This is a genomic window from Thermoflexibacter ruber, assembly GCF_900113045.1.
Lineage (GTDB): Bacteria > Bacteroidota > Bacteroidia > Cytophagales > Thermoflexibacteraceae > Thermoflexibacter > Thermoflexibacter ruber.
In genome coordinates, this window is record NZ_FONY01000044.1 from 1 (window position 1) to 16164 (window position 16164).

A 16164-nucleotide genomic window follows, 5' to 3' on the forward strand; every position below is an offset into this window, starting at 1 on the left:
ATATTACTGCACTAAAAGAAGAATTTGCAGAAAGAAACTTGCACTTAATCACTAAGTTAAGAGCTAATATGAAGAAAAATCAAGTATTAACAGAACCACAAGCCTATTATTTAAGGCATAGAGGATTGATAGAAACTGCTTTCGATGTACTTAAAAATCAACTAAATATAGAACATTCAAGGCACAGAAGCCCTAAAAATTTTCTTATTAATTTGCTGGCAGGCTTAATTGCTTATACATTTTTGGAAAAAACACCAAACATAAAAGCATATCCACAAAAATTAGAGGACAAACAAATTGTATTTATTCAAGAAAATGTAAAATAATTCACGTTAATATTAGTAAAGCAAGAGGGAAATACAGTGGCAGTAGAGGTACTTCCAAGACGCAAAGCGGTGTTATTTGCCATAGTAAAAGTTCCTGTGGCGTTTCCTCTGATTTGAAATCCATTATCAACTACATCTCCATTGAGAATGGTAAAGTTTCCAGCAATACTAATTCCTGAGTTGAGCGTAAGGAGTTTCCCGGGAGTTGTTGTGGATTTGTCAATTATAAGATGATAAAAAGGGCTGGTACTACAGCTACACTCCGTACAACTCGCTGCTGGGGGTTCAGGAACTCTAATGACTTGATTATTGCCTTTACCGTCAAAAGTTACTGTTCCTGTACCAGCAATAAAAGTAGCTTGGGGCAGACTGGAACTTGGGGCTGGAGTACTGATTAGCCAGTCCCCTTCTATATTGATGTTTCTGTTGTTTGCATTCAAAGTACCGTATTGCAAAGTCAATCTTCCATTGGCACCATTGTCAATATTAGCATCATCTTGCAAGACCCAAGTGTCGTTATTATTGAATAATAAATTGCCAAAAAAGCGAGTTCCTTTGGTGGTAATGGTTTTAGTAGTCGTAACAGAAGAACCCAAAAACTCTAACCTTCCTGCAAAGTTGTTCGTAGTTTGCATCCCATTCCATTCCAAAGAGCCATATATTTGGATAATAGTGTTTGTATTCCCAGCAATTGTTCCTGCTCTTGTATTATTTTGCCAAGTCATATTCCTACAAAAAACAACATATCTATTTACCGTACAAATCCCACCAGAAGGGAAAGAATTATCTGTAAAAAAAACATTGTCATTGGGTGTAGGAATGCAGCCAGAGGCAGGTCCCCCATCACTAAAAGACCACTTAGCACCGTCTGTCCAGTTTCCACTTCCCCCAATCCAATAAAAATCTCTTGGCATGATAGCACTCGGAAAACTTATATTCAGGTTGTTACCAATATCAGAACTAAACTCTGCAGTTACAGCACCTGTACCTGTGGCATTAATGTCTTTTATTATTACATATTGCCAAAGTTGATTTTGAGTAAAGTTCAGGTTAGCTCTTACTCCATTGATGTTGGAGCTAAGACTTATCCAAGATTGGCAGTCCACAATTGCATTTAAAAGATTATTAATTACTGTAGTCTGACCACCTGCAAATCTGATTATGTCGTATCTATTTAAAGTCAAATTATCAAAAGTACTGTTATTATCGCTAAAAGTAACAAGTGTGTTTTCATCTACCTCTACATTTTTAAATGTATTCACTCCTGCAAAAGTAAATACACCATTTCTGCCTATGAAAAGCAAAGTTCCTGCTGAGGCAGTAGAAAAATCTACATCTCCGTTAAAGGCAACAGAGGCATTAATACCCGCTCCTGCATTGTCCCCAAAAGTTACATTCTGGTTAAAGTTTGCACCACAATTAAAATTCACATTGTTATTGAGCCAAAAACTTACTAAACCATCAAATCTATTATTGCTGGTAACTGCACTACCATTAAAAGTTGCATTGACATTATTTTCAAAAGTAAGATTACCACTAAAAATTTTGGGAGAAGTCCCATTGAATACTATACTCTGTTTTTTTACCGTAATTTCTTTGAAAGTAATTGTTTCGGTTCCTGTTGAGCTATTTACTGTAACTGTACGTGCCGTCGGGTCTATATTAGAAAATAAAAAATTAGGAATAGTTTTAGTCGTTGTTCCTACTTCTATGGTGATATTTCCGTTATTGCTAAAATCCAGCGTAGAGGTGCCTTCATTGATAGTAATATTTGTCCCTCTCAAATCAAGGGTAGTTCCCCCTAAAGTCAGCGTAACATTTGAGCCTGTAAAGTTAATATTCCTTGCCACGTCAGCAGGATTATTTGCGTTGATTCGCCCACATACTACATTTTGATTGTTCATATTCCATGTACCTGCAAAGGCTTCAATGTTGTTGATGACATTCATCGCATCATTGAGTTGCCACTCTCCACCAATACCTGCAAATCGAATAGTATTAAAGGCTTTACCTGCCATAGTGATAGTATTGCCGGGGGCAGTAGAAGTAAAAAATACACTGCCCGAGAAATCTCCTGCTGTTCCTGTTTGTATCATAGCAGGCGAAAGCACGAGGGAACCTGCAATATTTAGGCGATTAGTACCTCCCATTTTAGGGTTATTGGTTACACCCGTCCAGTCCATATTTCTGCAAAATGCTTCTAAATTGATAGTAACTGTTTGTCCTGCTGCAGTAAAGGAGTTAGCATCAAAAAATACATTGTCAATAGAAGTAGGCGGGCATGCACCGCCAGCCCCTCCTGAAGATAGCGACCAATTAGCCGCACTATTCCAATTTCCGCTCCCCCCAACCCAATACAAGTTGCGGCTGGCTGTAGGGAAAGAGATATTCAGATTATTACCCAAGTTAGCACCTGTTACTGTAAGTATCCCTACGCCTGTTTTATTTATATCTCTCACAGATGTAAAATTCCACGTCTGAGTAGTAGCCAAATTCACATTAGCTCGCACTCCTGCAATATTGGAACTTACAATGATGGGATTGGCACAGGAAGCACTCATCGTAAAAACGCCACTGACTACAGACGGTGCAGTAGTACTAAAACGCCAATTTACTCCTGCATCAATGGTTACGTTTGTAAAATTGTTAATCCCTGTATTGGAGAAAGTAATAGTAGAAGAAGCACCTACGTTAATTGTATTGGCAAAGGTTTTATTGGAGGCACCTGAAAAGTTAATGATACTATTCGTTCCGATATTTAATGTATTATTAAAAATAACTACCCCTGTAAAGTTAGCGGCTGTGGTATTATTTCCAAAAGTAACTGATTGATTAAAAGTATTGGTATTATTAAAAGTAGCTGTCGCTCCCGTACCAAAAGTAACCGTTCCATTAAAGACGGAGGCAGTAGCCCCTCCATTGAAAACAGCAGTTATGTTATTTGCAAAAGTGAGATTACCATAGTTTTTCTGACCATTGCCAGTTACTGTAAAAGTCGCATTATTCTGATTCACGCTAATATTTCTGTATGTAATCAACTCTGCCCCGTCTTCACCAGCAAGAGTAATATTATTAGAAGAATTAAAAATAAGTGAAGGAATTGTTTTTGCTCTTAGTCCAGGGATAACAGACACTGCTCCAGTGTTGGTAAAAGTGATATTGGCAGCTACATTAGAAACTACAGTCAAAGAGTCATCATTCCCTCCTAAACTCAATACCTCTCCTGAGCCAGTAATAGTAACTGCGGAGCCTGACAGATTGAGAGTTCGTTTCTTGTTATGGCTTTCATCTGTAATAAGCCTACTACATGTTACCCCCACATTATTAGTATTCAATATACCTTCTAACAAACTCAATGTACTATTGACCATAAAATTATCCTGTAAAACATACCCTACATTAGGCACACCTGTACTCACGGTAAAGCCCACATTAGTAAAGCTCTGCCCCGCAGAGGTAATAGTTTGTCCTGCATTAAGAGCCGAGAAAATAACTTTGCCTGCAAAAGCATTACTCATTGCAGCGATAAATGTCAAGTTACCATAAATGGTCAGCGTCAAAGAGGCACTACCCGTCAGAATAGGGCTATTGGCTGCCCCTACCCAAGACATATTCCTGCACTGCGCATTGATATTAATAGTTACTGTTTTACTTGCAGGCGAAGGGAAAGAATTGGCATCAAAAAATACATCATCACCGATAGTAGGTGGAGTAAGATGAAAAATACCACCTCCCGAAGTAGTAGCCCAATGACTTACATCGCTCCAATTTCCACTACCACCTACCCAATAATAATTTGCACCTATTACGCTATGGACATTAATCAGTAAAATAAGTAGCGACAAGGAATATTTTGAAAAACAATATCTTCTTTTTTTATTAGCCGTAAACATTAACATAGGCGTATATTTTTAAAAACACTTTACTTTTAAAGCATCTCTACTAACATGTTGTATAATAAAGTAAAAGGATAGTTTGTTAGGTTTGTGTAAAAAGCAAAGGCATTTATATACTTATACCTTTGTTACAAATATAACGAAATTTTTGCTAAGTAGATATGCCCTAATAGGGACTAAATGATAGAAAACAATAAAATCTTGAATATTTCCTAATAAAATCACAAAAAAGTACAAAGCTATGCCAAACCATTTATGTCCCAAATAGAAATACTCTTATCATCGGAACAGGCAAGCAAAAGACTATCCACCCAGAGCAATTTATTTACTGAAGTACTATGCCCTGCATGCCTTGCTTTGTCTATGACTTTCAAAAGTTTAAACTGCTGAGCATCCCATAGTTTGATAGACTTGTCTTTGCTACAAGTGGCAAAATATGGCAAGGTAGGGTGGTAGGCAATATGATTAATGGTGAACAAATGAGCCACAATAGATTCTGTGAGTGAATAGTTGTTATTCACTGCCCATACTTTCAAATGTGCATCTCTACTACCACTTAGCAAATATTGATAATCAGGAGAATATATAAGAGAAAAAACAGAATTTTGATGGGCGAGGATTTCATGTTTTAAAGCTAAGGTACTCAAATCCAATATCCTAATAAAGCAATCGCTATAACCCACAGCAAGTTCCCGCAAAATAGGGTTGATAGCTATACACCTAATACTTTTCTCGGAAAATTTTATATGAATATTAGTAGTCAAATTATTGACATTCAAGACTGAAAGCGTACCATCTCCACAACCTACAAATAATGTTTCTTCATAAAGCTGAACATCAAATATTGCTGATTGAGTAATAGACGCAGAGGTAATCTCTTTATTATTCTCTAAGTCAATCAAATGCACCCCTGCATAGTTTTGTCCTACAATGAGCCTGTTAGTTCCCTTTATGAAATATATGCCATAAACAGAATTAGGAAATCTTGCAATTAAAAAACCATTTTCTGTATCTTTCAAATCCCATTTCACTACGAATCCATCGCTACCCGCTGAGAATACCTCCTTGGTAGTATTACCTTGTACTAAAGCGTAAATACTATCTCGATGTCCCGTAAGCAAATGATGTTTTCGTACAGCGATTTTACTCATTATTCATCTATAAGATTCTTCCCAAAAATTTCTAAATGTAATTGCAAAGTTATGACTTGCATGTTAAAATAGCATCGCATTTTTTTATACTTTATTTACATATTTCTCCTATTTTTTTTAACTTAGTAAATTCTTTAAGAAACATTTTGAAAACCAAAGCTAAACATCTCTATTTACACGACTTAAAACTTACTTAGCACATAAATATTATGAAACCGATAAAGTTTTTATTAGCTTTTCTCCTACTTTTTATTGTTTGTATCATTGCTGAGCCTTTGTCTTTTGCCAAAAAGCGTGAGCCTATCCCTATGAAGCAGTTTGACGCTACTCTGGCAATTTGTGAAAGATACTACGATGATGGGGAGTACGAAAAAGCCTTAGACCAATGCACACGCATGGTCAATAAACTGAAAAGACAATCCTTAGGCTATGCAGTGGCATATATCCAACTCTACCAAGCCAAATACTATGAGGCAATGGGCAACTATCTCAAATTTGAGGAAACCATACGCGACTTATTAAAAAATAAAAAACTTATCGGGGGGCAGAACGCAGAGTTTGCCTACGGCTTGGCGCAGTTAGATGTAGCTGGCTTGTATGCCGAATATTCTTACATCAATCGGGCTGAATTATTTTTAGACAGCGCAATTACCGCCTTGAAACTCAAAGTAGATGCTAACGGCAAGGTAGGTATGCCAAGCAATGACGACAATATCAAAGCCAATGTGCTTACTACCTATGCCAAGATTTACTACGAGAGAGGACAGATAGACAAGTTGCTCAGAATCATGCCTGAACTCATCAAGGCTAAAGAAGCACTGATTTCTGACCAAGACCAACGCTACTATGATGTTGTCAATCAGGAATATACTACCAAGGTCTTAGACCCTATAGAGATAGATCGCCGAAAAAATGAAGCAGCAGAGATGATGACACTTTGGGGAGATGTTTTGCGACTAAGAGGCGATTACAAAGGAGCAGAAAAGCAATTGGAAAAAACTGATGAATGGATAAAACAGAACCTAAACAAACGGTCTATTGCTTACATTCGCAATCAGCACATTATGAATCTATTGAAAATCGACATGGGAGAGCGAAAAGAAGTTACTCAAAAAATGATGGAAAAAAACTTCTTTACTGCGGAAAAGCGAGTGAGTACGGTGCATAAGCTATACTTGCAAATCCATGAAAGTATGATAGACAACTACATAGACAGTAGATACATCAAAAGAAGTAAAAAACAACGATGGGAACTACGCCAAAATACAAAAATGTACTATGGGGTGGATAGAACTCAGCATGCTGTTTCTCAAAGATTAGATGCCAAAGCAGATTTTAGGTCACAAGACTATAAAAATGCCTATAACGACTTATTAGCACTCTACCAAAATGCAATCAAAGTCCCAACAAACCATATAGAAAGAGTACATCTCTTGCAGCTACTTTACGAAGTTGCCTTAGCCTACGATAAATACCAAGAAGCCCTTGTTTACCTAACCGAGCAGATAGAAACCATAGAAAGAGTCTTAGGTAAGCAATCTCTGCGCTATTACTATGCCCAAATGGAGTTAGCAAAATATAATGCCACTTACACTAATAAGTTTGAGGAAACTAAGAAAATTATAGACATGAATTTCTTTGGAAAAATTGCCCAACAAATCACTAAAGAGCATAAGGATTACACAAAGTTTTTAAATCAATTAGCTGATTATCATATTCTTACCAATAGGTATGATTCCTCAGATTATTGGCAAAAGCAGGCAGTACAAATTGTAGAGAAAAAGTTTGGCAAAGAGCATATAGAGTATGGAACGCAGTTAGCCCGTCTTGTAAAAATACAAATGCTCAGAGGCAACTATACCGAAGCAGACAAAAATGCAAACATGGCTTTAGAGATTTATCGGGCAGAAGAAAGAAGAAACAATAAAAACGTACTCAATAAAATCTTCACAGGCAACCAAGACCGCCTTTTCAATGCTATGTACGCAGAAGTATTGCAAACTGCTGCTTCTTACTATGCTACTGTGGGGCTTTTTGGGAATGCCCAAAGTGCTTTGACTTTGGCGAACCGCTTATTTAGCAAATCTAATACCTCTATTGCTAACTCCTCTGCCTTAGACGAACTGGCTTACCTCTATATCAAAATGGAGCAAACCGAAAAAGCAAAAGATATTTTAGAAAAAGCAGAAAGTTTTAGAAAACAGCGATACGGCGAAAATAGCCGTTTTCTTATCAAGCCCTATAACCAATTAGCAAGGGTATATCTCTTTGAGGGGGATTATATCAAGGCAGATGAATACGTAAATAAGGCTTTGACCATTGCTGTTAAAGAGTTTGGGGAGAATGGACTGCAAACTACTGAAAGTATTACTATATTAGCAGAAATCGGGGCAGCAGCAGGCGATTACGAAAAAGCCAAAGTAGAAATCACTCGCGCCCTTGATATTTTGACTAAGGAATTTGGCAGAGATAATATCATCATTGCTAATCCACTGAACGAGTTAGCTATTATTCGCTTCTTGAACGGTGAAAATCTAAATGATATTGAAAAACAGCTGGCAGAAGTCAAAGGCATCATTTCCAAGACTTTAGGAACTACTAACCCGCTCTACGCCAAGGCAGCAGTAACTTTGGCAAGTGCCTACATAGAAAACAAAAAATTTGATGAAGCCCGCAAAGAATTGGACGAGGCAAGCAAGATTTGGGTACGCATTTTTAAAAATAACCGCAATACAAACAATGCAGAAATTTTTGAACTTTTAGGGGACATAGAATCCAAAAAAGCAAACTATAAACAAGCCGAGTACAGATATTTGGAGGCAAGAAAAATTTACGCCACTGTCTTGAATACCCGCCACCCACTTTATACTCGCTCCTTGAGTAGATTGGCGCGCTCCTCTTTCAGTGCAGGCGACTTACTTAAATCTCAAAGATACATAGATGAAGCCATTACCCAATACAAGTATTACATTACCAACTTCTTTCCTGCCCTTAGCGATAGAGAAAAAGTTAAATATTGGGGGGCTATCAGACGAGATTTTGAGTTTTACGACAACCTTTTGGCGAAACGGGCTAAAACAGACCCAGGCGCTATTGCAATCATGTATAACAATAAGTTATTGACTAAACCCTTGTTAGCAGGTTCTACCCAAAAGATTCGCAATGCCATTGACCAAACTAAAGATAGCACCTTGATAAAAAGCTATGACAGGTGGATTGAGCAAAAAACTTACTTGACTAAGGTGCTGGCAATGAGCAATGAACAGCAAAAAGAAGCCAATGCTGACCCCAAGAAAATTCAAAAAGAAATAGAAGATTTAGAAAAAGTCCTCAGCCGTAAGTCAGATATTTTTAAGTCCAAAGAGAAAGAAATTACGTGGACAGAAGTACGTAATGCTTTGAAAGCAGGAGAAGTTGCTGTAGAAATAGTGCGATATAATTATTTCGATAAAGCCTTTACCGACTCAGTAGTGTATGCCGCTTTGGTACTTTTCCCTAATGAACCCAAAGCCCCTAAGCTTGTGCCTATTCCAGAAAGTAATAAGCTGGAAACCAATTATATCAAACTCTATCGCAATGCAGTCAAGTTTGGTATCCAAGACAAGCAATCCTACTTGCGTTATTGGAAAGCTGTAGATGATGTCATTCCCCCTAACTCGAGAGTTTATCTGTCAAGCGAAGGTGTTTATCCTCAAATCAATATAGAAGCAATGCTCAAAGAAGACGGAAAGTATGTAATTGATGACGAGAATATACTCTTGCTGACGAGTACACGCGATTTGGCAGAGGCAAATAAAGCAGGCAAGGTAGCCAATGATATTATCATCGTAGGAAGCCCTATTTTTTACTCTGATTTAAAGCCAGAAGACTATTTGAAAATTAATAATAGAAAAATTCCACAACTTCCCGGTACATACACAGAAATTCAGGGATTAGCAGACTTGCTTAAGCAGTCTAATAAAATGCCTAAGGTCATGCTTACTACCCAAGCCAATGAGGATTCACTGAAAACACTACTCAAAACTCCTCCTAAAGTATTGCATATTGCCACACATGGATTTTTCGAGCCAGACTTGGTAGATAATAGTTCTGAAAATTTGTTAAGTTCACAAAGAGCAGTAAACAGCCCTTATTTGCGTTCAGGTATTCTCCTTTCCAATGCAGGCGAACTCATGGCAGAAGGCAATGTATATCAGTACAATAGAGCCGCAGGTGTATTTACTTCGTATGAGTGGAGAGATATGAACTTAGACGGTACTCAGTTAGTCGTCATGAGTGCTTGTGAAACAGGGCGTAGCGATGGCAAAATTGGGGAAGGGGTGTACGGATTGCAACGTGCCTTGCAAGAGGCTGGTGCAGAAAGCCTGATTATGAGTTTGTTCAAAGTAGATGATGATGCTACCCAAAAACTCATGCAAATCTTTTACAAAAATTGGCTTGTCCTCAACCAAGATGTAAGAGTTGCCTTTGTTAATGCAAAAAAAGAATTGCGTGAAGATAAGAAATTTGCTGACCCGCGATTCTGGGGAGCATTTGTCATGATAGGAAAGAGCTAATTTTCATACTTAGAGCATGGTTAGTACAGTTCCAATAGCTGACCATGCTCTAAGTTTATTCTGTTAAAAAATTTTCCATTTGTGCTTCCCAGTTATACTCCTTGAAACTGATAGTATAATCTTTCAAGTTTTGATTGAACAAGTTACCTAATATATTTTTAATCCCTTTTTTGCCACCAAAATCTCCCTTGAACCAACCCAATATCTTTGAAGTATATATTTGCTTTTTTACTTGGTCTATTTCTGTTTCAGCAAGTAAAAAAGAGCGAGTAACTTTTTCCAATTGTTCATTGATTTTTTCATATCGGTAAAAAGCAATAGGCGGACAACTTTTCGCCCCACAGTTCAAAGCAAAGTGAATGCGGTAATCAATCGTTTCTACAGCCAATTTTTTTATGAGCGAAGAAGCAAAAATATTTTTCACATATCCTAAACCATACTTCCATGAGTATTTTCGCAAAATACCATGCTCAACGTCGTCAAGGCTAAAATGCGTATTGGCAATAGGAATCAGCTTTGCTGTAAAAATTTCAGGTTTGCGTTTTTGTTCTCTTGTATAAAGTAGCTGATAATAAGCATTATAAATATTTATCCAAAATGTCTTTTTGGCATTATCATCAGAAAGTCCATCTTTGAGTATATCAGTTGAAAGGTTAAATATTTCTTTTTCAATAGGTTGTGTTTCTTTTTTTGTTTTTACAAACAGTAAGAGCTGCTCGGAAAGCTCGACAAGTCGTAGATTGGTAGGTTGCATTGCAATATTTTTTTGTTGAAATTGGGGACAGAAAGCTATGTACCAATGAATAGATAAACTAAAAATTATCTGTATAGTTCCCATTTTGTATTTTTACATAGCGTACTCATATATCAGTTTTGATACTTCAGAAAGCATTTTCGTTCCTTTGTCAAAGTCCTCCATTTTTCGTGAGAGCAGGACTAACACATACTTTTTTCCGTTCGGTAAGTAAACAATAGCAGAGTCGTGATGCACGCCTGTAATCGTACCTGTTTTGTGAGCAACTTTGACCTCTTGGGGCAAAAGTGCGGGAATTACATCGTTGAATTTTTGATTTAAGAGAATTTTTCGCATTTCTTCACACGCCTTTACATTCAGTACCTGATTCATTGCTATTTTCTCCAGCAGCAAAGCCAAATCGTAGGCAGTAACTGTATTATTCATGCCTTTTCCAAAAGCTTTGCTATCTTCCACACCTCTAAGCACTTTCATTTGATTAATACCTAAGGAATGTAAGGTTTGTGTTACATTTTCTGCCCCCACTATTTCTATGAGCATATTGGTAGCAAGATTGCTACTCACTGTAATCATCTCATAAACAAGCTGATAAATAGTGCGTTTCTGTCCCAAGCTGCTATAAAGCACCTCCTCGCTGTCATCAGCTACATCTAAGCTATAAGCACTGCTATCTACAATGCTTTTAAATTCATTTTTTAGTGTTAAGGAATCTGTCAAAGCAAACTTTCCCTCCTGTGCCTGCTTGAATACTTCTAACATCACTGCCGTTTTCATGGTACTTGCGGCATGAAAATCGGTAAAAGCGTTAATAAAAAGTGTATCTGAGGGATTATCTAAGTCTTTGTAAGCTAAGGCAAATTCGCCTTTAATGCTGGCAAACTTGGCTTGTATTTGTTTTTTTAGGTCGTTCATTTTGCTATGCTTTGGCTCGCATGAAGTAATAAGAAATAACAGCGAAAGCAATATTTTAGTAAGAGCAGGAAAATTATTTGGCATTTTTCGATTTTCTAATTTTTATTACTTTACATAGCGTAATCCCCTGTTTTTGAATTTGATGCGATAAATGCTTGTGTTACAGGTAGCATACAGAGTTTTTCCATCAGTATCTCCCCAACCAACATTGGCAGCAGTTTCTGCGAACTGTACAGCACCGAGATATTTCCCTTTGGGGGAAAAAATCATCACTCCGTCGGGACCTGTGGCATATACATTACCTTTGACATCTACTTTCATTCCGTCCATGTGTCCTTTGCCATTAATAGCAGAAGCATCAAAAAACAATTTCTTACTTTTTACCGAGCCGTCTTTATTGAGAGTATAGCTAAACCATTTTTTGCTGATGTCTGCTACATAAAGCGTATTGCCATCTGGGGAAAGCACAATTCCATTAGGTTTTGCCAAAGTACTATCTATTACATAAAGTTGTCCATTGGCATAGCGATATACTCCATTAAAACTGATTTCTCGCTGAGGTTTATTGCTATTTTTTTCCAAGCCCCATGAAGGGTCGGTAAAGTAAATGGTTCCGTCTTTTCTACAAACAATATCATTCGGGCTGTTTAGTTTTTTCCCTTGATAAGCATTGGCTAATACAGTTTGGGATCCGTCTTTCTCTACCCTTACTACTTGCCTGTTTCCATGCTGACAGAGCAGCAATCTGCCTTCTTGGTCATACGCTAAGCCATTCGTTCCTATCTCGCCTGTGGGAGAGTCTGTGCCAGAATAGCCACTTTTTTCCATAAAGACTTCTGATTTACCATTTGCATCTATTTTATAGATGCGATTGGCAGGAATATCGCTAAAAATCAGGAATCCATCTCTATGCCACAAAGGCCCCTCGACAAATATAAAACCGCTTGCTACTTTTTCAGCTTGAGCATCAGCACTGATGATTTTATCAAAGTCTTTGTCTATTTTTTTTACCGTTCCTGACTGGGCGTACAAGGAAGCCAAACTAAACAAGTGGAGTAGAAAATAAGTGGTCAGTTTTTTCATTTTCATTATTTCAGATTAATATAACAAATAGGAAAGACGTAACTTATTACAATTCCTTTCGCAAGCGAGCCACAGGAATATTCATCTGTTCGCGATACTTGGCTACTGTCCTGCGTGCAATGTTATAGCCTTTGTCATTGAGCATTTTTTCCAATTTATCATCAGAGTATGGCTTGCGTTTGTTCTCATTATCAATGATTTCCTTCAAAATGTACTTGACTTCTTTACTACTTACGTCTTCGCCTGAATCGGTCGTGATGCTTTCAGAGAAAAAGTATTTGAGTGGATAGATACCAAAGTCTGTTTGCACTGTTTTGCTATTAGCTACCCTTGATACCGTAGAAATATCCATATTAATTTTGTTAGCAATGTCTTTCAAAATCATAGGGCGCAGTTTGCTCTCATCGCCTTCCAAAAAATAATCATATTGATATTCTACAATCGCATTCATCGTTTTTAGCAATGTCTGCTGTCTTTGTTTGATAGCATCTATGAACCACTTTGCTGCATCTAATTTTTGCTTGACAAAGGTTACAGCCTGCTTCATAGACTTATCTTTCTTGCTACTTTTCTCATACGTATCGAGCATTTCTGCAAACGAACGGCTAATACGTAGGTCTGGGGCGTTCCTTGCATTGAGCGAGAGTTCGAGCTTCCCACTATTATTTTTCAAAATAAAGTCTGGTACTACGTATTGGGTTTTAGTATAAGTAGTTCCACTCTCTCCCGGCTTGGGATTCAGTTTGATAATGACATTGACAGCTTCTTTAAGTTCTTCTTCTGTAATATCCAAGCGTTTTTCTATTTTTGGATAGTGTTTTTTAGTGAACTCCTCAAAACACAAGGCAATAATTCTTAGTGCATTGTGTACAGCAGGGTTATTTTGGTCTTTGCGTTTGAGTTGGAGTTCTAAGCACTCTTGGAGGTTGCGTGCTGCGATGCCTGGTGGGTCAAAAGTCTGGATTTGCCTTAATACTTGTTCTACCTCTAACTCATCGGTTTCTATGTTTTGAGTAAAAGCTAAGTCATTGACAATGCCTTCCAATTCTCTACGAATGTAACCTTCATTGTCTATGCTTCCGATGAGTTGAGTACCGATGATGAACCTACGCTCATCTAAATCCAGATATTCCAACTGCTCCATGAGCGAATCTATCAAAGAATCTTCCATGCGGATAGGCATTTCCTTATCCTCTTCCATGCTTGGACCGTCACCTTGCATTTTGTAGCCTGCATCATCATCATTGAGATACTCCCCTACGCTGATTTCCTCTATGCTTTCTGTATCTTTGGAAAAGTCATCTTCGTTGTCTAAGACTTCATTATCTATATCCCCCAAATCATCGTCAAACTCATCGGTAGTATCATCAGTGCTATCCACTTCATTTTCTCCAAATTCCTCATCGTTTCTGCCTTCCTCCAAGGCAGGATTGCTGGAGAGTTCTTCTTCTATACGTGTTTGCAACTCAGCAGTAGGAATCTGTAACAGTTTAATAAACTGTATCTGCTGAGGAGATAGCTTTTGGGTAAGTGTTTGTATTTGACCTAACTTCTGCATACTACGCCATGAGTGAAAATCGTTAATGGTTCAAGTTTTAATCCTTCGTTTTTATTTTTAAAGGATGGATTATGATAATTTCTATTTTACAAACTTAGTAGTTAAGTTTTAAAAAATCAACTTATTGGCTTGATTTTTGTTAAAAGAAGATTTCTATTTTTGTTAAAAAATCTTATATTTTTAAAAAATTTTAGCCTTCCTTCTAAAAATCTTATCAAAAGAAAGGGAAATATTGCTGGAGTTGTCTATGATATTTCCTTGTGTAAAAGTCTGTTTTTGAAGTGTATTGCCTGTAAATACCTCAACAATTTCTAAGTTAGGAATCACTAACCAGCAGGATTTGACCCCTGCATTAAAATATTCTTCAAACTTGTCTATGAGTTCTTGTACCCCTTGGGTCGGGGATAATATCTCTATAATCGTAATTGGGGCTGACTTGACCGTAATCTCATCATGCCGCCAATTTTCCTCACTAATTGGGTAGATAGCAATATCAGGCTCGTAATTTTTATCATTCATTTGGATAGAGAGTTCAGTAAAAACATCATAAACTTGCTCATAGCCAATATTAAGCAAAGTTGTAATTCGCCCTTGAAGTTTTGAATGATTTTTGCTCGGCATATCTATACTGACCTCTATATTTTCCTTGACTATACTCATTTTGTAGCTTTTTCACCAAAGATAAGTAATTATACAGATTAATCTAAGAAGTAAAGCCTATTTTTTTCCTACTGTTTGTGATAGGTTGTATGTGTACTTCATTTTGATTATAAATCTCAGTAAGTAAGGTATCTTTCTCTATCTCACTATTGTAGCCCAGAGAATCTGCTAATTTTTTAGCTTTATCTTTTTGCAATTCCTTAAACTCATAAATCGCTATCAATCTCCCTTTACGCATGAGTGCCTTGTCTATGCGGGTAATGTGCGTATTGAAAGTACACAAAATCTGAATGTTAAGGCAGTCAGAGAGTAAACCATCAGTAATATTGAGCAAGTTAGAAATAGCCGCACTGCGCGAACTTCCTCTGTCCTCTATGATATTTTCCGCATCTTCTATTATCAAGATAGAATTGGAGTTAGAAATGAGCAAGGGCAAAAAATCTGGCGAAGCAATCTTAGGAGCAAACTCTGGTGGAATATAAATCATTTTCTTGTTAATCAAGGAAGTAAGATAGCGAATATAGCTGGTTTTACCTGTTCCGGGTAGCCCGTGCAGTAGTACCAAACCCTTGTCATCTTGGGTTTGCAAACGTTTGAGTATAACCTCATGGATAGGTAGGAAATCATCATTATAATTCATAGCAAGGTCTATGTTGCTCTTTCGTACTTCAAAATCTCGCAAAGCCAAGTAACCATGACTTTCGTAAAGCAAAAATATCTTGCTCTCTGCTTTGGGAATCTCACTACAGTCTTTGATGACTCGTGTAATTTTTTGTAAATCTTCCTCATTGACCCTATCATCATACAAAACTTTAGTTGTATCGGCATTATCATCATAGCCAAAATAAACTAATAAATTAGGGTGGATAGTAACTAAAAAAGAACGCAGATGGCGTTTGTCTTCTTCTTTGCTGTAGCGACGATACGTCCAAATCTGTTCATGAGAAAGTTGATAGGTTTCTTTGAGGGTAGCTAATAGTTTTTCTCCATCTATGTCCTCTGCAAAAGATAAAATATTGGGGAGAAATTCATTAGTGCTAATAAAAAGCTGACCCGGATTAAGTTGGGAATTGTAATCTATGATGTCTTGCAGGTGGTACTGAACAGCTACGTTTGGGTGTATTTTCTTTAAAATATGATTTTTCATCAGGTTCTAATATGGGTTAAAAAAATAGCCAGCTACAAATTTAGTATTTTTCAAAACTTTAACAATTTACCTCAACCAAAATCAGTAAATTTCGTAACTTTGAAAGACCTAACTAAAATAA

10 protein-coding genes are annotated in these 16164 nt (G+C 37.2%); 2 read left to right on the forward strand and 8 right to left on the reverse strand.

The genetic code is table 11. From position 1 onward, the window contains the following. On the forward strand, window positions 1–326 hold a 326-nt coding region (locus BM141_RS18845), incomplete at its 5' end, for a transposase (RefSeq protein WP_177217393.1). Here BM141_RS18845 and BM141_RS18850 read toward each other — a convergent pair. Further along, the gene (locus tag BM141_RS18850) at window positions 308–4171 is read right to left on the reverse strand and encodes a beta strand repeat-containing protein (RefSeq protein WP_221407711.1); all 3864 of its coding nucleotides are present in this window, start codon (window positions 4169–4171) and stop codon (window positions 308–310) included. The two genes, BM141_RS18845 and BM141_RS18850, sit on opposite strands and share 19 nt — an antisense overlap. Before the next feature lie 290 nt (window positions 4172–4461). Beyond that, on the reverse strand, window positions 4462–5373 hold the full coding sequence (locus tag BM141_RS18855) for a WD40 repeat domain-containing protein (protein ID WP_091549022.1): 912 nt from the start codon (window positions 5371–5373) through the stop codon (window positions 4462–4464). 209 nt (window positions 5374–5582) lie between these two features. On the opposite strand from BM141_RS18855, the gene BM141_RS18860 reads away from it, so the two are divergent. Continuing rightward, window positions 5583–9929 carry a CHAT domain-containing protein gene (locus BM141_RS18860; protein WP_091549023.1) on the forward strand — a complete coding sequence of 1449 codons (4347 nt, stop codon included), beginning with the start codon at window positions 5583–5585 and terminating at the stop codon, window positions 9927–9929. Between the two features lie 55 nt (window positions 9930–9984). On the opposite strand, the gene BM141_RS18865 is transcribed toward BM141_RS18860, so the two are convergent. The 6 genes from BM141_RS18865 to BM141_RS18890 form a co-directional block, all read right to left on the reverse strand. Next, a complete protein-coding gene (locus BM141_RS18865) occupies window positions 9985–10683 on the reverse strand; it encodes a DUF547 domain-containing protein (protein ID WP_177217457.1) in 699 nt (232 codons plus the stop codon). Between the two features lie 93 nt (window positions 10684–10776). Next, the gene (locus BM141_RS18870) at window positions 10777–11595 is read right to left on the reverse strand and encodes a serine hydrolase (RefSeq protein ID WP_245764114.1); all 819 of its coding nucleotides are present in this window, start codon (window positions 11593–11595) and stop codon (window positions 10777–10779) included. A gap of 105 nt (window positions 11596–11700) precedes the next feature. Next, window positions 11701–12684 (reverse strand): SMP-30/gluconolactonase/LRE family protein, encoded by a 984-nt coding sequence (locus BM141_RS18875; RefSeq protein WP_091549026.1) that lies wholly within the window; start codon window positions 12682–12684, stop codon window positions 11701–11703. A gap of 40 nt (window positions 12685–12724) precedes the next feature. After that, window positions 12725–14236: an RNA polymerase factor sigma-54 gene (gene rpoN, locus BM141_RS18880; protein ID WP_091549027.1), complete on the reverse strand. Its 1512-nt coding sequence runs from the start codon at window positions 14234–14236 to the stop codon at window positions 12725–12727. A 180-nt stretch (window positions 14237–14416) separates the two neighbouring features. Then, complete coding sequence (locus BM141_RS18885) at window positions 14417–14896, reverse strand: Uma2 family endonuclease (RefSeq protein WP_091549028.1); 480 nt, start codon at window positions 14894–14896, stop codon at window positions 14417–14419. A 43-nt stretch (window positions 14897–14939) separates the two neighbouring features. Further along, complete coding sequence (locus tag BM141_RS18890; RefSeq protein WP_091549029.1) at window positions 14940–16043, reverse strand: AAA family ATPase; 1104 nt, start codon at window positions 16041–16043, stop codon at window positions 14940–14942. Window positions 16044–16164 lie beyond the last annotated feature (121 nt).

What these genes read in the sequence shown, in the direction of transcription:
- BM141_RS18855 (WP_091549022.1), bottom strand. Translation starts at nt 5,373, where the DNA reads ATGAGTAAAATCGCTGTACGAAAACATCATTTGCTTACGGGACATCGA.
- BM141_RS18860 (WP_091549023.1), top strand. Translation starts at nt 5,583, where the DNA reads ATGAAACCGATAAAGTTTTTATTAGCTTTTCTCCTACTTTTTATTGTT.
- BM141_RS18865 (WP_177217457.1), bottom strand. Translation starts at nt 10,683, where the DNA reads ATGCAACCTACCAATCTACGACTTGTCGAGCTTTCCGAGCAGCTCTTA.
- BM141_RS18870 (WP_245764114.1), bottom strand. Translation starts at nt 11,595, where the DNA reads ATGAACGACCTAAAAAAACAAATACAAGCCAAGTTTGCCAGCATTAAA.
- BM141_RS18875 (WP_091549026.1), bottom strand. Translation starts at nt 12,684, where the DNA reads ATGAAAATGAAAAAACTGACCACTTATTTTCTACTCCACTTGTTTAGT.
- rpoN (WP_091549027.1), bottom strand. Translation starts at nt 14,236, where the DNA reads ATGCAGAAGTTAGGTCAAATACAAACACTTACCCAAAAGCTATCTCCT.
- BM141_RS18885 (WP_091549028.1), bottom strand. Translation starts at nt 14,896, where the DNA reads ATGAGTATAGTCAAGGAAAATATAGAGGTCAGTATAGATATGCCGAGC.
- BM141_RS18890 (WP_091549029.1), bottom strand. Translation starts at nt 16,043, where the DNA reads ATGAAAAATCATATTTTAAAGAAAATACACCCAAACGTAGCTGTTCAG.